Source organism: Geodermatophilus sp. CPCC 205506, from assembly GCF_051383635.1.
Taxonomy (GTDB): domain Bacteria; phylum Actinomycetota; class Actinomycetes; order Mycobacteriales; family Geodermatophilaceae; genus Geodermatophilus.
This window is the reverse complement of the sequence record NZ_JALPKP010000022.1, coordinates 1-18,221: the sequence shown is the minus strand read 5'-3', so window position 1 is coordinate 18,221 and position 18,221 is coordinate 1. Positions and strand designations below refer to the sequence as shown.

Sequence of the window (18,221 nt, the reverse complement as noted above, 5' to 3'; positions counted from 1 at the left end):
GGTCACACGAGCGCGACGACGTCGGCGATCGAGTCGAGCACCCGGTTCGGCCGGAACGGGAAGCGGCCCACGTCGGCCGCGGCGGTGGAACCGGTGAGCACCAGGATGGTGTGCAGCCCGGCCTCGATGCCGGCCACGACGTCGGTGTCCATGCGGTCGCCGACCATGACCGTGGACTCCGAGTGGGCCTCGATCCGGTTCATCGCGCTGCGGAACATCATCGGGTTGGGCTTGCCCACGAAGTAGGGCTCCGCTCCGGTCGCCTTCGTGATCATCGCGGCCACCGACCCGGTGGCCGGCAGCGGGCCCTCGGGGGAGGGCCCGGTGACGTCGGGGTTGGTCGCGATGAACCGCGCGCCCTGGCCGACCAGCCGGATGGCGCGGGTGATCGCCTCGAACGAGTACGTGCGCGTCTCCCCGAGGACGACGTAGTCCGGGTCGGTGTCGGTGAGCGTGTACCCGGCCTCGTACAGCGCCGTGGTCAGCCCCGCCTCGCCGATGACGTAGGCCGACCCGCCGGGCAGCTGGCCGGACAGGAAGGCCGCCGTCGCCAGCGCGGAGGTCCAGATGAACTCCTCCGGCACGTGCAGGCCCGAGCGGGCCAGCCGGGCGGCGAGGTCGCGCGGGGTGAAGATCGAGTTGTTGGTGAGCACGAGGAACCGGCGCTCCCGGTCGACCAGGCGCTGCAGGAAGTCCGCGGCGCCGGGTAGGGCCTGGCCCTCGTGCACCAGGACGCCGTCCATGTCGGTGAGCCAGCACTCGGCCGGCCCGCGCTCCAGGCTCACGGCACGCGCCGGTCGGCGGCGAAGCCGGGCAGGGCGTCGTCGGTGAGCCGGAAGACCGTCCAGTCGTCCATCGGCACCGCGCCGGCGGCCTTGTAGAAGTCGATCGACGGGGTGTTCCAGTCCAGGACCGCCCACTCCAGCCGGTCGTAGCCGCGATCGACGCACAGCTCGGCGAGCGTGCGCAGCAGCTCCCGCCCCAGGCCGCTGCCGCGGTGCTGCGGCTGGACGTAGAGGTCCTCGAGGTAGATGCCGTGGGTGCCGCGCCAGGTGGAGAAGTTGAGGAACCACAGCGCTGTGCCGACGACGACCCCGTCCCCGGCGGTCGCGACGTGACCGAACAGCTTGGGGGAGTCGCCGAACAGCGCGGTGGTCAGCTGCTCCTCGGTCAGCCGCACCTCGTGCGCGGCCCGCTCGTACTCGGCCAGCTCCCGCACCAGCCCCACGACCGCCGGCACGTCGTCGGGACGGATCGGCCGGACGCTCATGTCAGCAGCTCCTTGAGTCGGGCCGGCACCAGCCGGCCGAGCGGGGACAGCACCGGCACGAGCACCGGCGCGAGGAGGTAGCCGTAGGCCAGGACGCAGCCGGTGACGACGGGCGCCAGGGCGAAGCCCACGACGATCGCCAGGGCCGCCAGCACCAGGCCGTAGGGGCGGCCGCTCTTCGGGCTGACCAGCGAGCGGAACGACCGGAACCGGATCCGGCTGACCATGAGCAGGGCCGGGACGGCGACGATCAGCAGCACCCACAGCCGGTCGCGGCCCTGCATCTGGTCGCCGAAGGCGAACACCGAGGCCAGGACCACGCCGGCCGCGCCGGGGCTGGGCATCCCGGTGAAGTACCGCTTGTCCGCGGTCGGGTCGATCGTTGTGTTGAAGCGGGCCAGGCGGATCGCCGCGCAGGCCACCCACAGGAAGCAGACGACCCAGCCCAGCGGGTCCCACTCGTCGCGGCCCTCGGAGAACAGGGTGAACGCCAGCAGCGCCGGGGCCAGCCCGAAGGAGACCAGATCGGCGAGCGAGTCGAACTGCAGGCCGAACGGGGTGACCGCGCCGACCAGCCGGGCCACGGCGCCGTCGGTGATGTCGAAGACCACCGACAACCCGACCAGGACGGCGGCCAGCGTGTACTGGCCCCGGATGGAGACCAGGATCGCGGCGAAGCCGCACAGCATGTTGGCGAGCGTGAACATGCTGGGCAGGGTGGCCAGCGCCCGGCGGCGGGTGCCGCGGACCGAGCCCCGGACGAACTCGACCGTGGCCGTGCGGCGGGTCTGCGGAGGGCGTGCGCCAGACGCGGAGCTGGGCATGGGCCGCCTCCTCAGCCGGCCGGGGACCACCGGGCGACGACGGTCTCCCCGCCGCGCACCCGCTGGCCCGTACGCACGGTGATCGTGCACTCACGGGGTACGAAGACGTCCATCCGGGACCCGAACTTCATCAGGCCCATCCGCTCGCCGGTGGCCAGCCGCCGGCCCACGCCGGTGCGGGTCACGATGCGGCGGGCCAGGACGCCGACGATCTGCCGGAAGACCACGGTGCGGTCGCCGTCGCGCAGCCAGATCTCGCTGCGCTCGTTGCGGTGCGCCGACTCCTTGCGGTAGGCGGCCAGGAAGCTGCCCCTGCGGTAGGAGCTCTCGACGACCTCGCCGTGGTACGGGGACCGGTTGACGTGCACGTCGATGACGGAGAGGAAGACGCTGACCTGCTGCCACTCGCCCTCGGGGGCCACGCCCTCCTGGGGCTCGCCGGCGACCATGACCACGCCGTCGGCAGGTGAGACGACGTCGTCGGGGTCGGGCGGTTCGGCGTCGCAGCGCCGGTCGGGATCCCGGAAGAACAGGGTCATGTAGGCGGCGAGGACGAGGAACGGCCAGGCGGCGACGCGGAGCCCGCGCCGGCCGGTGAACCGCCCGGCGGCGGTGAACAGGGCCGCTGGGGCCACGGGACCGGCGATGAAGGGCCACCCGGCCGGATCGATGCGCATCGGGGTCAGACGGTACCGGGATGCACCCGCCGTCACCGGGGGGTGGCGGACGGCGAGACGCGGGCGTGGTCGGCGCCGTACTCGCTGTCCCTGGCTCGGGGCGGGCCGCCGTACCAGTCCAGGCAGAGCATCGTCGCGTCGTCCCGCAGGTCGCCGCCGGTGGCGTGCAGCACCGCGGCGCCGAGGGCGTGCACCACCTCGCGCGGGTGGAGGTCGGCGGAGTCGGCGAGCGCGGCGGCGACGTCGAACGTGGCGGCGTTGCGCTCCTGCATCCCGTCGGTCAGGAAGACCACGCGGTCGCCCGGCTCCAGCGGGAAGGGCTGGACGCGGAAGTCCCAGCCGGGCCAGACGCCGAACGGGGGGTCGATCGCCAGGGGGATCTCGGTGACCCGGCCGTTCCGGAGCCGGAGGGGGAACGGGTGGCCGGCGTTGACGACGCCGGCCGACCCGGTGCCGAGGTCCACCCGGAGCAGTTGGCCGGTGACGAACTGCCCCGCGGCGGAGTTCTCCGCCAAGGCGTCGCCGGCGTAGCGGGCCTGTGCGGCGAGGTCCAGACCGCGGCGCCGGCCGTTGCGCAGGCCGCCGACGAGGAGCGTGGCCAGCAACGCCGCCGGGACCTGGTGGCCCACGGCGTCGGTGACCGACAGCTGGAGGGTGTCTCGGTCGAGCGTGAAGTCGAAGGTGTCGCCACCCACCTCGCTGGCCGGCTCCATCCACCCGGCGAGGGTGAACTGCGCCCCCTCGCAGGTGTAGGCGCTCGGCAGGAGCCGGCGCTGGATCTCGGCGGCGAGGGTGAACGGCGTGGAGCGCATGCCCCACTCGAAGACGTCGGTGTGCCGGCGGGCGGCGATGACGACGTAGGCCAGCGCGTGCGCGGCGCCGGCCACCTCCGCGACCTGCTGGGGGGTGGGGGGTTGCGACAGGAGCAGCTCGATCAGCCCGATCGCGTCGCCCCGGTCGGTCACCGGGACGATCAGCCGGTACGCGTCGCCCTCCGTCCGCACGTCCACCCGCTGGGTCCGCAGGACCTCTCCGAAGACGCTCCCGTCGAGGGGCACCGTCTCGGCCTGCTCGCCGTCGCGGGTGCGGGCGCCCTCGACCGGCCCGGCGGAGGTCAGGCGGACGACGGCCCGGCCGCTGAAGTCGGCGATCAGGAAACTGACCTGCCGGGCGGTGACCTGCTCGGCGAGCGCCGCGGCCACGGCCTCGACCGCCTCGATCGGTGCCGCGGCCTCGACCCGGTGGAGCAGGGCGCCGACGTCGATCGCGAACCTCCGGGCTGGGTCGTCTGGCGGGCGTGCTGGATCGGCGACGGCGGTGCTCACGGCGACCGCCGTCCGGTGCGTGGGTCGGAACCGGCCGCGGCGCCGGGCCGGCGGGAGTCCCGCCGGCCGGCGCCGCTGTCGAGGGGATGGTCAGGCAGCTGCCTTCGTCTCCCAGAAGATCTTGTCGATCTCGGCGATGTAGTCGAGCAGCTTCTGGCCCTCGGCCGGGTCCATGCTGCCCTTGCCGCCGGAGGCGCCGGCCTGCTTGGTGGCCTTGTTGAACAGCTCGTGCAGCTGCGGGTACTTCTCGAAGTGCGGGGGCTTGAAGTAGTCGGTCCACAGCACCCACAGGTGGTGCTTGACCAGGTCGGCCCGCTGCTCCTTGATCAGGATGGCGCGGGTGCGGAAGACCGGGTCCTCGTTGTCCTGGTACTTCTGCTGGATCGCCTTGACGGACTCCGCCTCGATGCGGGCCTGGGCCGGGTCGTACACGCCGCAGGGGAGGTCGCAGTGCGCGGTGGCCTCCACGGCGGAGAACATGCGGAAACGCATGGACTTGCCCTCCGGGTCTCGTGGGTCGGTTCGTCTGGGACCCTACTCCCGGTGATGCGCTCCGACAGGTCCGAGGCCCGAGGCCCCGCAGCGGTCCCGCCGCTGGTCACGCCGTGGGTCATGGCCCGGGTGTCGGGCCCCTCGATGTCGCCGACGGTGCGGGACGGCGACCGACTCCTGGTGCGCCGGGTCGGCGCCGGCGACGGGATCCGCCCGGGTGCCGTCGTCCTGGCCCGGTTCCCCGCCCGCCCGGAGCTGCTCGTGGTCAAGAGGGTGCGCCGGCGAGTGCCCGGCGGCCACTGGGTCGAGGGTGACAACCCGCTCGTCGCCGACGACAGCCGCGCGTTCGGCCCTGCGGTCGTCGTCGGCCGCGTGGTGGGCCGGCTCTGGCCGCGGCCGGGCCGGCTCGGCTCAGCCGCCGGTGCCTAGGAGCGCGTACCGCGCCTCGCACTCCGCCATCGTGGGCAGCAGGCCCTGTTCCCGGGCCTGCGCGAGGGTGGGCGCCTCCCGGTCCTTGGCCGACAGCGCGAACTCGACGTCGGCCGGCCAGGGCAGGCCGAGCTCGGGGTCCAGCGGGTCGACGCCGACCTCGCGGGCGGGGTCGTAGGCGCTGGAGACGAGGTAGGTCACCGAGCTGCCGTCGGCCAGTGACAGGAAGGCGTGGCCGAGGCCCTCGGCGAGGTACACCGCGCGGGGCTGCTCGCCGTCGAGGACGACGGAGTCGTGCAGGCCGAACGTCGGGGAGCCGACCCGCACGTCGATGACGACGTCGAGCACCCGCCCGGCCGGGCAGTACACGTACTTGGCCTGCCCCGGTGGTACGAGGGCGAAGTGGACGCCGCGCAGCGCGCCCCGGGCCGACACGCTGTGGTTGGCCTGGGCGAGGGGGAGGGCGTGACCCACCGCGGCGGAGAGGACGTCGGCGCGGTACCACTCGGTGAACCGGCCGCGCGCGTCGCCGTGCGCCACGAGGTCGATGACGTAGGCGTCGCGGACGGCGAGCTCCCGGATCTGCACGTCAGGACGGTAACGCCCACGGCTGCAGATCCCCGGCGGCGGCTGGTCTACGCTGCCGGGTCCATGGGCGCCGACCACCTGCAGGACGCGACCGTCGACCGCTTCGCCGATGACCCGGCGTTCGCGGTGCACGAGGGAGGGAAGCTCGCCGTACGGCCCACCCGCGGGATCGACTCGGTCGCCGACCTCGCGCTGACCTACACGCCGGGCGTCGCCCGCGTCTCCAGCGCCATCGCCGCCGAGCCGGCGCTGGCCCGCCGGTTCACCTGGGCGCCGCGGGTGGTCGCCGTCGTCTCCGACGGGACCGCCGTGCTCGGCCTCGGCGACATCGGGCCGGCCGCCGCGCTGCCGGTCATGGAGGGCAAGGCCTGCCTGTTCAGCGAGTTCGCCGGCATCTCGTCGGTGCCGATCGTGCTGTCCACCACCGACGTCGACCGGATCGTCGAGACGGTGGTGGCGATCGCGCCGTCCTTCGGCGGGATCAACCTCGAGGACATCAGCGCCCCGCGCTGCTTCGAGATCGAGGAGCGGCTGCGGGACCGGCTGGACATCCCGGTCATGCACGACGACCAGCACGGCACCGCGATCGTCGTCCTGGCCGCGCTGCGCAACGCGGCGAAGGTGGTCGGGCGCGAGCTCGGCGACCTGCGGGTCGTCGTCGCCGGGGCCGGGGCGGCGGGCATCGCCTGCTCCAAGATCCTGCTCGAGGCGGGCGTCGGTGACATCGCCGTGGCCGACTCGAAGGGGGTCATCCACCTCGGCCGGGAGGACCTCACGCCGATCAAGCGGTGGGTCGCGGAGAACACGAACCTGGCCGGGTACGCGGGCACGATGACCGGTGCGCTGGAGGGGGCCGACGTCTACCTGGGCCTGTCCGGCGGAACGGTGCCGGAGGCGGCCATCGCCTCGATGGCCCCCCAGTGCATCGTGTTCTCGCTGGCCAACCCGATCCCCGAGGTGGATCCGGAGATGGCCGCCAAGTACGCGGCGGTCGTGGCGACCGGGCGCAGCGGCGAGCCCAACCAGATCAACAACGTGCTGGCCTTCCCCGGGGTGTTCCGGGGGGCGATCGACGCCGGCGCGACCAGCATCACCGAGGAGATGAAGCTGGCCGCCGCCACCGCGATCGCCGACGTGGTGGGCGCGGACGTGCGCCCGGACTACGTCGTCCCCAGCCCGCTGGACCGCCGGGTCGCCGCGGCCGTGGCCGCCGCCGTGTCCGCCTGCGCGCGGGAGCAGGGCGTCACCCGCTGAGCGGAGTCGCCCGGTGACGGTCCCCGTCACCGGGCGACTCCGCTCAGACGGAGGTGGCGGCCAGTTCGTCGAGGGTCGAGCGCCAGAGCCGCGGGAACGCCAGCGGGCCGGCCAGGCGCTGGCCGAGCAGGATCGCCCGGCCGCGCAACCCCCGGGGCGCGCCGTGGTCGATGACGACGTCGACCCTGCTCCCGCCGCCCGCCCCCGGCGTGACGACGACCTCGCCGCGGCCGCGGTCGCAGTGGTCGCTGTCGAGGAGCGTCCACCGGATGGTGCCGGGGTCGGGCCACTCGTACCGGAGGAGCACCCAGATCCGGGTCCCGCGGCTGCCCTCCCGGAGGACGGCCCAGTGGTCGCCGGCCTCGCGCACCTCGTACTTCGCCGGGTCGAGCGTGCGTCGCCAGATCTGCAGACGACGGTCGCTGACGTCGGTGAACGCGGTGCACACCTGCTCGGGCGTCGCCCGGGTGTGGAAGCTGAACCGGAAGCGCATCGGCCGGCCCCTCCCGCCGGAGTGCCGGCCTCGGGCCGGCAGCGACAGCCTCCTCGGGTCCCCGGTCCGCGTCCAGGGTGCGCATCAACGGTGGTTGACGGCACGCGGAGCATCAATCTAGGTTGATGGCGTGGCCGAGCCGCAGCCCCTCCCGCCACCGGAGGACCCCGAGGCAGCGCTGGCGGCCGTGGTGGCGCTGCGCCGGCTGGCGACCGCGCTGGAGGTCGACGCGGTGACCGAGGCGATCGCGCAGGGCTGGACGTGGGCCCAGGTCGGAGAGGCGCTCGGCATCAGTGCCCAGGCGGCGCACAAGAAGTTCGCACCCGAGGTCCGCGCGCGGCGCGACCGCTAGCCAGGAGGAACGTCGATGCGAGTGGTCAACGCCGTGCGGGACGTGCGGACGATCCGGCGGCTGCTCACCGGCGCCGAGGCGGAGGCGCGGCGGAGCGGGGAGGAGACGCCCGGCCCCGAGCACCTGCTGCTGGCCGCCGCGGCGCTGCCCGACGGCACGGCGCTCCGGGCCCTGGCCCGCGTCGGCGTTGCCCCGGAGCAGCTGCGGAGCGCGGTCGAGGCGGCGCACGTGAGCGCCCTGGCCGCCGTGGGGGTCGACGCCGAGCACCGTTCCCCGGCCGCCTCCGGGCTGCGCGGCCCCGCGACCGGCGTGCTCCGCTCGACCCCTCAGGCGCAGCAGGTCTTCCAGGAGGCCGTCGCGCTGTCGACGTCGACGCGGCCCGCCCTCCTGCAGGGGGCGCACGTCGTCGCGGCGGCCTGCGCCATCGAGCGGGGGACCGCGATCCGCGCGCTCACCGCGCTGGGCGTCGACCGGGACCGCCTCCGGGACGCGGCGCGCGCCGAGGTCGGCCTCGACGTCACACCGGGGTGAGCGCCGGCCGTCCGGCCAGCACCTCGGCGACGTTGCGCACCGCGAGGGCACACATGGCGCTGCGGGTGCGGTCGGCGGCGCTGCCCAGGTGCGGGGTCAGCACCACCTGCTCCAGCGCGAGCAGCCGCGGGTCCACCCGCGGCTCTCCCTCGAACACGTCGAGCGCGGCGCCGCCCAGCCGGCCCTCCTGCAGGGCTCGGACCAGCGCGTCGGTGTCGACGACGGGGCCCCGGGCGGTGTTGACCAGCAGCGCGGTCGGCTTCATGCGGGCGAGCGAGGCGTCGTCCACCAGGTGGTGGGTACCCGGGGTGAGGGGGCAGTGCAGGGTGACGACGTCGCTCTCCGCGAACAGCTCGGGCAGCTCCCGGAACTCCACCGGACCGTCGTCGGGGCCCAGCGGGGTGCGGGTCGGGGTGGCCAGCACCCGCATGTCGAACGCCCGCGCGCGGCGGGCCACGGCCCGCCCGATCCGCCCGTAGCCGACGACGCCGAGGGTGGCCCCGGCGGAGACGTCCAGGCCGGTCATCATCCGCGGCCCCCAGATCCAGGGCGTGCCGGTGCGCAGGAAGCGGTCGCCCTCGGCGATCCGGCGCGCGGCGGCCAGCACCAGGCCCATCGTGAGGTCGGCGGTCGCGGCGTCGAGCACGCCGGGGGTGTTGGTGACGACGACGCCCCGCTCGGCCGCCGCGGCGACGTCGACGTTGTCGTAGCCCACCGCCACGTTCGCGACCACCCGCAGCGACGGTCCGGCCGCGTCGAGCAGCGCGGCGTCCACCCGGTCGGTCAGCGTGCTCACCACGGCGACGGCCCCGGCCACGTCGCGCCGCATCTCCTCGGCCGTCGGTGGCTCCTCCCGCCCGGTCACCAGGGGCGGCCCGAGTTCGGCCAGCGTCGCCATCGCGTCGTCGACCAGCAGCCGGGTGACGTACACGTGCCCGCTCATGAGGCTCCTCGTCCGTTCTCGCCCGGCGGGGCCGGCAGGACGGCCGGACCGCTCACCGGGGCACCGTCGTCGGCCGGTAGACCAGCTCCAGCACGCCCGCCAGCAGCCGCTCGGCCAGCGGGCGGGGGAGCGCCGCGACCAGCGCGTGCACCGGCGCCATCCGCTCGGGCAGCCCGCCGCCGCCGACCCCCGCCAGCGCGAGGAGCGCGTCGACCTCGACGGCCGTGAGCGCCGCCGGGTCGAGCGTCGCCGCGGCCGCCACCAGGGCCGGGTCGGCGACCGGGCGGGGCAGCGCGGCCGCGGCACGGGCGGCGTCGGCCAGGTCGGCCAGCAGCGCGTCGACCCGGCCGGCGGTCGCCGCGGTGACCGTCAGGTGGAGGGTCGCGGGCAGGTCCGCGCCGCCGGGCTGGCCGAACGGCGGCTGCGGCTGCAGCAGCCAGCCGCGGGCGGTCATCTCGTCGGCCAGGTTGAGGACGTCGACGCCGTCCGCGCCGTCCTGGGCGAGAGCGACGAGCGTGGCCGCCGGCGTCCCGACCACGCGCAGCCCCTCGACGGCGCCGATCCCCTCGGCCAGGGCCACCGTGGCCGCCCGGGCCCGCCGGGCCAGCGACCGGTACCCCTCGACGCCGAGCAGCCGGTGCACCGCCCACGCCGCGGCCATCGGACCGGCCGATCGGGTGCCGGCCAGGGTCGGGTTGACCACCGGGTAGCCGGGCCAGCCGGCTGTGGTGAACCAGTGCGCCCGGCGCAGCCCGGGGTCGGCGGTGAGCAGCACCGAGACGCCCTTGGGCGCGTACCCGTACTTGTGCAGGTCGACCGACAGGGAGGTCACGCCGGGCACCGAGAGGTCGAAGCGCTCCGGGACGCCGTCGAGGAAGGGCAGCACCCAGCCGCCGATGCACGCGTCCACGTGACAGGGGACGCCGGCCGCCGCGGCCAGTGCGGCCACCTCGCCGACCGGGTCGAGGACCCCGTGCGGGTAGGACGGTGCGCTGACCACCACCAGGGCCGTTCGCTCGTCCAGGAGCGCGGCGACCGCCGCGGCGTCGGCCCGGCAGGTGACCGGGTCGACCGGCACCTCGGCCACCTCGAGGTCGAACAGGTGCGCGGCCTTGCGGAAGGCGGCGTGCGCCGTGACCGGGAGGACCAGGCGCGGGCGGCGCCCCGGCGCGCCCGCCGCGCGCCACCGCTCGCGGGCGGACAGCACCGCGAGCAGGCAGCTCTCCGTCCCGCCGCTGGTCAGCGTCCCGACGACGTCCGGCCCGCCGCCGAGCAGCGCTGCCGCGGCGCCGACCAGGTCGTTCTCGATGCGGGCGACGCTCGGGAAGGCGGTCGGGTCCAGCGCGTTGGTCCACTGGAACGCCGCCTGGGCCGCGGCCGCGAGGTCGTCCAGCCCCTCCAGCCCGGAGTCGTAGACGTAGGCCATGGTCGCTCCGCCGTGCGTGGGCACGTCGCCGGCCTGCAGCGCGGTCAGCTCGGCCAGGACGTCGTCGGGCGTCATGGGCCGGTCTCCTCGAGGCGGTAGCGGGCGAAGAAGGGCAGCGCGGCGAGCACCAACACGGCCGGGACGACGCTGAACCCCAGCTGCACCGCGGTCACCGCGGACGCGGACTGGGCGACGACCTGGTCCCCGGTCGAGGAGACGTAGCCGGCCAGCGCCAGCAGCCCGCCGAGCAGGCCCGGGCCGACGGCCAGGCCGAGCGTCTCGGCCGCCGTCCAGACCCCGGTGAACACCCCCGCCCGGCGCTGCCCGGACGCGGCCTCGTCCGCGGCGATCACGTCGGGCAGCATCGCCAGGGGGAACATCTGCATCCCGGCGTAGCCGACCCCGACCAGCACCACGAGCGCGATGACCAGGCCGGTCCCGCCCGCGTCGCCGAGCGCGAGCGCCGCGGCGCCGGCCGCGAACAGCACCGAGGCGGCCAGCAGGCCGGTCCGCTTCCCCAGCCGGCGGCTCACCCGCAGCCACAGCGGCATGACCAGGATCGCCGGGCCGACCAGCGCCGCGAACAGCAGCGACCCGGCGGCCGGGTCCCCGAGGACCTGCCGGGAGTAGTAGGGGACACCGGCCAGCATCACGCCGATCCCCAGTGCCTGGACGACGAAGCCGGCGAGCAGCAGCCGGAACGGCCGGGACCGCCAGGCGCGGACCAGGGTGGCGAGCAGCCGGCCCTCGCTGCGCACGCGGGTCAGCGTCGGGGCCGAGCGGGTGCCGACGACCGCGCCCAGCATGCCCACGGCCAGGAGCACCGCGACGAAGGCCGCCATCGCCAGGTGTCCCGCCCGCCCGCCGCCGGCCAGGTCGACGACCGCCGGAGCACCGGCGCCGGCCAGCAGGATGCCCAGCGCCAGCACCGCCACCCGCCAGGACATGAGGGTGGCCCGCTCGCCGGGGTCATCGGTGATCTCGGCCGGCTGGGCGACGTAGGGCACCTGGAAGCAGCCGTAGGCGGTGGCGGCCAGCAGGAAGGCCACCGCGACCCAGAGCGCGGCCGGTCCGGGCGGCGCACCCGGCCCCGCGAAGACCAGCACGAACAGCAGGGGGAGGGTCAGCCCGCCGGCCAGCATCCAGGGCCGGCGCGGGCCCCAGCGGCTCTCGGTGCGGTCCGAGCGGTTGCCGATCCAGGGGTTGAGGACGACGTCCCACGCCTTGGGCGCGAACACCACCAGCCCGGCGACACCGGCGGCGACGCCCAGGACGTCGGTCAGGTAGAAGAGCAGCAACAGCCCGGGCACGGTGCCGAATGCGGCCGTCCCGATGGAGCCCAGGGCGTAGCCCAGGTGCGTTCCGCGGCCCAGCCGGGGGGTCGGCGGCGCGGAGGAGACGGCGGTCACGGCGGGCAACCTAGCGAACCGGGGGCCGCGCCCGGATCAGAGCAGGCCGCTGAGGTCCTGCAGCCACGGCTCGACCGCCGTCCGGACGCCGGTGTTCGCGTAGACGAACCACAGCGTTCCGACGACGAACGCCGGGGCGAGCACGGCCTTCTCGAGGGTGGCCCCGGTGCGCAGCGGGGTCAGCACCACCCGGCAGCGCCGGACCAGCCAGATCAGCGGGACGGGGACGCCCTGCTTGGTGATCGCGTCGCCCGCGATGTGGGTGAGCACGCCGAGCGCCACCGCCCACGGCAGCCAGGCCGGGGAGGGCATGTGCCCGAGCAGCAGCCAGGCCGAGCCCCAGGACAGCACCAGGTTGCCGACGACGGTGTTCTCCGCCCGGCCGGGGATGACGAAGTGCAGGGCGCGCAGCGCCAGCCCGATCGCCAGGGCCAGGAGCAGCAGGCTGGACCAGAACGCGTTGGCCGCGGCCAGCGCGAGCGCCCCGAACGCGATCGGCGCGAGGACGGCGTCGTGGGTGCCCCAGCGGTGCCCCTGCGCCAGGCGCCCGATCGCCCCCGAGGGGACGTCGGTCACCGGCCCCCACATGTCCGAGACGGTCGAGCCGCTGGAGTCCAGGTCCGGGAGCATCGACATCCCGCCGACGGCGGCGATCCAGGCGACCTGGGCGACGGGGCCCTCGACCGGGGCCCACGGCAGTGTCGCCGCGCCTGCGGCGAGCCCGGACAGGGCGTGCGAGTGACCGAGCACGCACGAAGCGTCCCGCCGTCCGGGCCGGCAGCGGGGGATCCCGGCGCCCGGGCGTGTCACCTCACTCGTCGAACAGGTGGTGCAGCAGCCGCCCGGGGTCCTCGTAGAAGGCCGCCCAGTCCCGGACCAGCTCCAGCTCGGCCCACGCCCGGGCGGCGTAGCCGCCGGCGTCGAGCTCGTAGACGGTGGCGCCCGGGTACGCCGCCAGCACGGGGGAGTGCGTGGCCAGCAGCACCTGGGAGCCGGTCCGCACCGCGCCCTGCAGCAGCACCATCAGCCGCAGGCAGGACCGGAAGGACAGCGCCGACTCGGGCTCGTCGAGCACCCAGAGGCCCCGCTCGGTGGTGCGCGACTCGAGGAAGGCGAGAAAGCCCTCGCCGTGCGAGCGGGTGTTCAGCGGAACGCCGTCGAAGGGCCGCAACTCGACCGCCTCCCGGTCGACGGAGGCGAAGAGCTGGTGCATCGTCTCGGCCCGCAGCCAGATGCCGCCCTGGGGGCGGGGGTACGCCGTCTCCAGCCAGAGCCCCCGCCACAGGGAGGCGTCCTCCGCCGACGGCTCGGGACCCCAGTGGTGGACCTGGGCGGTGAGCAGCTCCTGCCAGGCGCGGGCGACGGCCTCGACGAGCGTGGACTTGCCGCTGCCGTTCTCCCCGACCAGCACGGTGACCGGCGCCAGCGGCATGCCCTCGTCCCGCAGCTGCGCGATGACCGGCAGCGCCCAGAACCAGGCGTCGGGCTCGCGGATCTCCCGCCGGACGGTCACCCGTTCCAACGGGATGGAGAGGGCGCCGTCCACCCCGCCCTTCGCAGGCTCAGGGCGGGACCCGGGACGGGGTCGACGTGCCGACAACTCAGTCGTCGTCGTCCGTGCCGCCCCGCGCCAGCCAGGTCGCCAGCCGCTCGACCGGCACCTCGAAGTCCGGGTGCTGGTCGACGAACGCCTGCATCTGGTCGGCGAGCCAGGCGAGCGTGACCTGCTCCTCGCCGCGCCGCTCGGCGAGCTCTTCCAGACCCCGGTCGGTGAAGTACACGCACCAGAACCTACGACGCCCGGCCGCCGAGGGAGATCGGTGGCCGGGCGTCGGAGTCGGGCGGGTGGGTCAGTCGGCGAAGGCGGTCGCGATCAGCTGCTTCTGCTCGGCCTCGTGCACCTTGGCCGAGCCGACGGCCGGGCTGGCCGACGCGCGACGGCTGACCCGGCGCAGGGTGCGGCCGGCCGGCAGGTGCTCGGGCAGGTTGACCGCCATGAACTGCCAGGCGCCCATGTTCATCGGCTCCTCCTGCACCCAGACGACGTCGCTCGCGTTCGGGTACCGCTCCAGCTCCGCCCGGATCTGCTCGGCCGGCAGCGGGTAGAGCTGCTCGACCCGCACCACGGCGGTGTCTGCGCTGCCGTCGGACTCCCGCTGCGCCTGCAGGTCGTAGGCGACCTTGCCGCTGCACAGCAGGACCCGCCGCACCGCGGCGTCGTCGAGCGGCTCGCCACCGACACCGGCGTCCGGAAGGACCGGGCGGAAGTTCTGCTCGGTGAAGTCCTCGACCGGGCTGACCGCCGCCTTGGCCCGCAGCAGCGACTTCGGTGTGAAGACGACCAGCGGCCGGTGCACGTCCGACAGCGCCTGGCGGCGCAGCAGGTGGAAGTAGTTGCCCGGCGTCGTGCAGTTGGCGACGGTCATGTTGTTCTCGGCGCACAGCTGCAGGAACCGCTCGGGGCGACCGCTGGAGTGGTCGGGGCCCTGGCCCTCGAGTCCGTGCGGCAGCAGCAGGGCGACGCCGGAGCGCTGACCCCACTTGGCCTCGCCGGAGCTGATGAACTCGTCGATCACCATCTGCGCGCCGTCGACGAAGTCGCCGAACTGAGCCTCCCACAGCACCAGGGCCTTCGGGTTGGCCACCGAGTAGCCGTACTCGAAGCCCAGGGCCGCGTACTCGCTGAGCAGGGAGTCGTAGACGAAGAACTTCGCCTGGTCCTCGGCGAGGTTGGCCAGCGGGGTGTACTCCGCGGCCGACTGCCGGTCGATGAGGACCGAGTGGCGCTGCACGAACGTGCCGCGGCGGGAGTCCTGGCCGGCCAGCCGGACCGGGACGCCCTGCATGAGCAGCGAGCCGAAGGCCAGCAGCTCACCCATGGCCCAGTCGATGCCGCCCTCGCTGACCATCGCCGCGCGGCGCTCGAGCAGCCGCTGGAGCTTCGGGTGGACGGTGAAGTCCTGCGGCAGCGAGACGTGCGCGTCGCCGATCGCCTTGAGCACCTCGGTGGTGATCGCGGTGGCGACCGTGGACTCGTGCGCCGTCCGCGGGTCCATGACCGGCTCGGGCGCGGAGGAGTCCTGCGCGTCGTGGGTCTCGGCGAAGGCCCGCTCCAGCTGCTCGCGGTAGTCCTTGAGCGCCTCCTCGGCCTCCTGCAGCGTGATGTCGCCGCGGCCGATCAGCGCCTCGGTGTAGAGCTTCCGGACCGAGCGCTTGCGGTCGATGATGTCGTACATCAGCGGCTGGGTCATCGAGGGGTCGTCGCCCTCGTTGTGCCCGCGCCGGCGGTAGCAGACCAGGTCGATGACGACGTCCTTCTTGAACGCCTGCCGGTACTCGACCGCCAGCCGCGCCACCCGCACGCAGGCCTCGGGGTCGTCGCCGTTCACGTGGAAGACCGGCGCGCCGATCATCCGGGCGACGTCGGTCGAGTAGAGGCTCGACCGGGCCGCCGCCGGGCTGGTGGTGAAGCCGACCTGGTTGTTGATGACGACGTGCACGGTTCCGCCGGTGCGGTAGCCGCGCAGCTGGGAGAGGTTCAGCGTCTCGGCGACCACGCCCTGGCCGGCGAACGCGGAGTCGCCGTGCAGCAGGACCGGCAGCACGGTGAAGCCGTTCTCGCCCTTGTCGATGAGGTCCTGCTTGGCCCGCGTGATGCCCTCGAGCACCGGGTTGACCGTCTCGAGGTGCGACGGGTTGCTGGCCAGCGACACCGCGATCGACTTGTCGTCGAACGGGTTCTTGAAGGTGCCCTCGGCGCCCAGGTGGTACTTCACGTCGCCGGAGCCCTGCACGGTGCCGGGGTCGATGTTGCCCTCGAACTCGCCGAAGATCTTGGCGTAGCTCTTGCCCAGGACGTTGGCCAGCACGTTGAGCCGGCCGCGGTGCGCCATGCCGATCGCGACCTCGTCGAGGTCGTGGTCGGTGCCGGCGATGAGCACCTCGTCCAGCAGCGGGATCACCGACTCGCCGCCCTCGAGGCTGAACCTCTTCTGGCCGACGTACTTGGTCTGCAGGAACGTCTCGAAGGCCTCGGCGGCGTTGAGCCGGCCGAGCACGTGCTTCTGCTTGTCCCGGTCGGGCTGCTCGGCCTTGAGCTCGACCCGCTGCTGGATCCAGTCCCGCTCTTCGGGGTCGGTGATGTGCATGTACTCCACGCCGACGGTGCGGCAGTAGGAGTTGCGCAGCACGCCCAGGACGTCGCGCAGGGCCATGAGCTTCTCGCCGGCGAACCCGCCGACCGGGAACTTCCGGTCGAGGTCCCACAGCGTCAGGCCGTGCTGCAGGATGTCCAGGTCGGGGTGGCTGCGGACCTTGAACTCGAGCGGGTCGGTGTCGGCCATGAGGTGGCCGTTGCGCCGGTAGGACTCGATGACCTCGATGACCCGGGCTTCCTTGTCGATCTGCCCCTCGCGGCTGACCCGCACGTCGGGCATCCAGCGCACCGGCTCGTAGGGGATGCGCAGCGACCGGAAGACGCCGTCGTAGAAGCCGTCCTCACCCAGCAGCAGCTGGTGCAGGCGGCGGAGGAAGTCGCCGGACTGCGCGCCCTGGATGATCCGGTGGTCGTAGGTCGAGGTCAGCGTGATGATCTTGCTGACCGCCATCTCGGTGAGCGCCTCGGGGCTCATCCCCTGGAACTCGGCCGGGTACTCCATGGCGCCGACGCCGACGATCGTGCCCTGGCCGGCGGTCAGCCGCGGCACCGAGTGGTTGGTGCCGATCGTGCCCGGGTTGGTGAGGCTGATCGTCGTTCCGGAGTAGTCCTCGAGGGTCAGCTTGCCGGCGCGGGCCCGGCGGATGACGTCCTCGTAGGCGCCCCAGAACTGGGCGAAGTCCATCTGCTCGGCGGCCTTGATCGAGGCCACGACGAGGGACCGCGAGCCGTCGGCCTTCGGCAGGTCGATGGCCAGGCCGAAGTTGACGTGCTCGGGCGTCACCAGGGTCGGCTTGCCGTCGACCTCGGTGAAGGAGGCGTTCATCTCCGGGAAGTCGTCCAGCGCCCGGATCAGCGCGTAGCCGATCAGGTGCGTGAAGGAGACCTTCCCGCCGCGGGAGCGGGCGAGGTGGTTGTTGATGACGATGCGGTTGTCGGCCAGCAGCTTGGCCGGCACCGCGCGCACGCTGGTCGCCGTCGGGACGGTCAGCGACGCGTTCATGTTCTTGACGATGCTGGCGGCCGCGCCGCGCAGCGGTGTCTGCTTCGGGCCCTCGCCGGCCGGCGCCTTCGGCGGCGCGGGCTTGGCGGCCGGCTTCGGCGCCGGGGTGGCCTTCTGCTGGGCGGCGGCGGTGTCGGCAGCGCGGTCGACGACGGTCGCCTCCGTCTTCGGCTCCACCGGGGTGGCCCGGGACGGCGCGCCGCCCGCCGGCTCCTGGGCGGCGGGCGCCTGCGGGGCCGGGGCGCCGGCCGCCGGCGCAGTCGCCTCCGGCTCGGCCGACGGCTCGGCGGAGGACGGGGCCGGCTCGGGGCCGTCCGGGGAGGCGGCCGGCTGCTGGCGGTCGTCGCTCGCGGCCACCGGGCTGCCCGGCCGGTAGTCGGCGAAGAACTCGTGCCAGGCCTGGTCAACGCTGGACGGGTCGGCGAGGTACTGCTGGTACATCTCCTCGACCAGCCACTCGTTGGTGCCGAACCCTGCCACCGCTGAGGAGGAGGGGGTGGAGGACGGCCGGGATGAGTTCACGCTTGACACGGGGTCGAGTGCCTTCTTCGTCGTCGGTGGACGTGTCTGGACCGGGTGGGGAGTGTACGCCCGTCCGGGTGCCCGGACCGGGCTGCCCGCGCAGCCTGCACCGGCTCGCGGCCAGGCGGGTGGCGGTGCATCAGGCGGTGGCACCGTGGGCGACGAGCAGGTCGGCCAGCGCGTCGTGGGCGGTGGCCCGGCCGGCGTCCTCGCGTCGGGTGCGGGCCGCCGACACGCGGCTGATGTCGAGGGCGCTGGCCCCGTCGTTGGTGGTGGCGTTGACGTCCGCGCCGGCGTCGAGCAGGACACGCACCACCTCGGGCGCGTCGCGGTCGACGCCGGCCGCGACGGCGGCGTGCAGCGGGGAGCGGCCGGTGTCCGGCTCCCGACGGTTGACGTCGGCGCCGGCGTCCAGCAGCAGCCGGACCAGCTCGAGCCGGCCGTGCGCCGCGGCGGCGTGCAGGGCCCCGGCGTCGGCGTCCGCGCCCCGGTCGAGCAGCGCGCGGGCGGCCCCGGCCGCACCGCCC

20 protein-coding genes are annotated in these 18,221 nt (G+C 74.4%); 4 read left to right on the top strand and 16 right to left on the bottom strand.

From position 1 onward, the window contains the following. Positions 1–2: 2 nt before the first annotated feature. The 6 genes from MY520_RS14020 to sodN form a co-directional block, all read right to left on the bottom strand. Complete coding sequence (locus tag MY520_RS14020; RefSeq protein ID WP_436692723.1) at positions 3–785, bottom strand: HAD-IIA family hydrolase; 783 nt, start codon at positions 783–785, stop codon at positions 3–5. Continuing rightward, positions 782–1,270, bottom strand: coding sequence for an N-acetyltransferase family protein (locus MY520_RS14015; protein ID WP_436692722.1), 489 nt, complete (start codon positions 1,268–1,270; stop codon positions 782–784). Before MY520_RS14015 ends, MY520_RS14020 begins: the two co-directional genes overlap by 4 nt. Further along, a complete protein-coding gene (gene pssA, locus MY520_RS14010; RefSeq protein ID WP_436692720.1) occupies positions 1,267–2,094 on the bottom strand; it encodes a CDP-diacylglycerol--serine O-phosphatidyltransferase in 828 nt (275 codons plus the stop codon). The genes MY520_RS14015 and pssA overlap by 4 nt, the downstream gene beginning before the upstream one ends. Positions 2,095–2,105: 11 nt before the next feature. Then, positions 2,106–2,771, bottom strand: a complete 666-nt coding sequence (locus tag MY520_RS14005; RefSeq protein WP_436692718.1) for a phosphatidylserine decarboxylase — start codon at positions 2,769–2,771, stop codon at positions 2,106–2,108. A gap of 32 nt (positions 2,772–2,803) precedes the next feature. Next, positions 2,804–4,096, bottom strand: coding sequence for a PP2C family protein-serine/threonine phosphatase (locus MY520_RS14000; RefSeq protein WP_436692714.1), 1,293 nt, complete (start codon positions 4,094–4,096; stop codon positions 2,804–2,806). Between the two features lie 90 nt (positions 4,097–4,186). Beyond that, the gene (gene sodN, locus MY520_RS13995; protein WP_436692712.1) at positions 4,187–4,588 is read right to left on the bottom strand and encodes a superoxide dismutase, Ni; all 402 of its coding nucleotides are present in this window, start codon (positions 4,586–4,588) and stop codon (positions 4,187–4,189) included. Between the two features lie 54 nt (positions 4,589–4,642). On the opposite strand from sodN, the gene MY520_RS13990 reads away from it, so the two are divergent. Beyond that, entirely contained in the window at positions 4,643–5,017 is a 375-nt protein-coding gene (locus MY520_RS13990; RefSeq protein ID WP_436692710.1) for a S26 family signal peptidase, read from the top strand. Here the strand turns inward: MY520_RS13990 and MY520_RS13985 are convergent. Beyond that, entirely contained in the window at positions 5,000–5,605 is a 606-nt protein-coding gene (locus MY520_RS13985; RefSeq protein ID WP_436692708.1) for a dTDP-4-dehydrorhamnose 3,5-epimerase family protein, read from the bottom strand. The genes MY520_RS13990 and MY520_RS13985 overlap by 18 nt on opposite strands. Before the next feature lie 63 nt (positions 5,606–5,668). Here MY520_RS13985 and MY520_RS13980 point away from each other — a divergent pair, with 63 nt between their 5' ends. Further along, entirely contained in the window at positions 5,669–6,859 is a 1,191-nt protein-coding gene (locus MY520_RS13980) for an NAD(P)-dependent malic enzyme (protein WP_436692706.1), read from the top strand. Between the two features lie 43 nt (positions 6,860–6,902). Here MY520_RS13980 and MY520_RS13975 read toward each other — a convergent pair whose 3' ends face one another. Next, on the bottom strand, positions 6,903–7,352 hold the full coding sequence (locus MY520_RS13975; protein WP_436692705.1) for an SRPBCC family protein: 450 nt from the start codon (positions 7,350–7,352) through the stop codon (positions 6,903–6,905). 130 nt (positions 7,353–7,482) lie between these two features. Here MY520_RS13975 and MY520_RS13970 point away from each other — a divergent pair, with 130 nt between their 5' ends. Further along, positions 7,483–7,704: an RNA polymerase subunit sigma-70 gene (locus tag MY520_RS13970; protein ID WP_436692703.1), complete on the top strand. Its 222-nt coding sequence runs from the start codon at positions 7,483–7,485 to the stop codon at positions 7,702–7,704. Between the two features lie 15 nt (positions 7,705–7,719). Beyond that, positions 7,720–8,235, top strand: a complete 516-nt coding sequence (locus MY520_RS13965) for a Clp protease N-terminal domain-containing protein (protein ID WP_436692702.1) — start codon at positions 7,720–7,722, stop codon at positions 8,233–8,235. Here the strand turns inward: MY520_RS13965 and MY520_RS13960 are convergent. From MY520_RS13960 to MY520_RS13925, 8 genes are all read right to left on the bottom strand, one after another. After that, positions 8,222–9,178 carry a 2-hydroxyacid dehydrogenase gene (locus tag MY520_RS13960; RefSeq protein WP_436692701.1) on the bottom strand — a complete coding sequence of 319 codons (957 nt, stop codon included), beginning with the start codon at positions 9,176–9,178 and terminating at the stop codon, positions 8,222–8,224. The genes MY520_RS13965 and MY520_RS13960 overlap by 14 nt on opposite strands. A gap of 52 nt (positions 9,179–9,230) precedes the next feature. Continuing rightward, a complete protein-coding gene (locus MY520_RS13955) occupies positions 9,231–10,679 on the bottom strand; it encodes a pyridoxal phosphate-dependent decarboxylase family protein (protein ID WP_436692700.1) in 1,449 nt (482 codons plus the stop codon). Continuing rightward, on the bottom strand, positions 10,676–12,013 hold the full coding sequence (locus MY520_RS13950) for an MFS transporter (protein ID WP_436692699.1): 1,338 nt from the start codon (positions 12,011–12,013) through the stop codon (positions 10,676–10,678). Before MY520_RS13950 ends, MY520_RS13955 begins: the two co-directional genes overlap by 4 nt. 36 nt (positions 12,014–12,049) lie before the next feature. Beyond that, positions 12,050–12,763 carry a metal-dependent hydrolase gene (locus MY520_RS13945; RefSeq protein ID WP_436692698.1) on the bottom strand — a complete coding sequence of 238 codons (714 nt, stop codon included), beginning with the start codon at positions 12,761–12,763 and terminating at the stop codon, positions 12,050–12,052. 61 nt (positions 12,764–12,824) lie between these two features. Further along, positions 12,825–13,559, bottom strand: coding sequence for a hypothetical protein (locus tag MY520_RS13940; protein WP_436692697.1), 735 nt, complete (start codon positions 13,557–13,559; stop codon positions 12,825–12,827). A gap of 55 nt (positions 13,560–13,614) precedes the next feature. Beyond that, positions 13,615–13,794, bottom strand: coding sequence for a DUF6104 family protein (locus MY520_RS13935; protein WP_436692696.1), 180 nt, complete (start codon positions 13,792–13,794; stop codon positions 13,615–13,617). A 69-nt stretch (positions 13,795–13,863) separates the two neighbouring features. Further along, entirely contained in the window at positions 13,864–17,694 is a 3,831-nt protein-coding gene (locus MY520_RS13930; protein WP_436692695.1) for a multifunctional oxoglutarate decarboxylase/oxoglutarate dehydrogenase thiamine pyrophosphate-binding subunit/dihydrolipoyllysine-residue succinyltransferase subunit, read from the bottom strand. Between the two features lie 139 nt (positions 17,695–17,833). Further along, on the bottom strand, positions 17,834–18,221 hold a 388-nt coding region (locus tag MY520_RS13925), incomplete at its 5' end, for an ankyrin repeat domain-containing protein (RefSeq protein WP_436692694.1).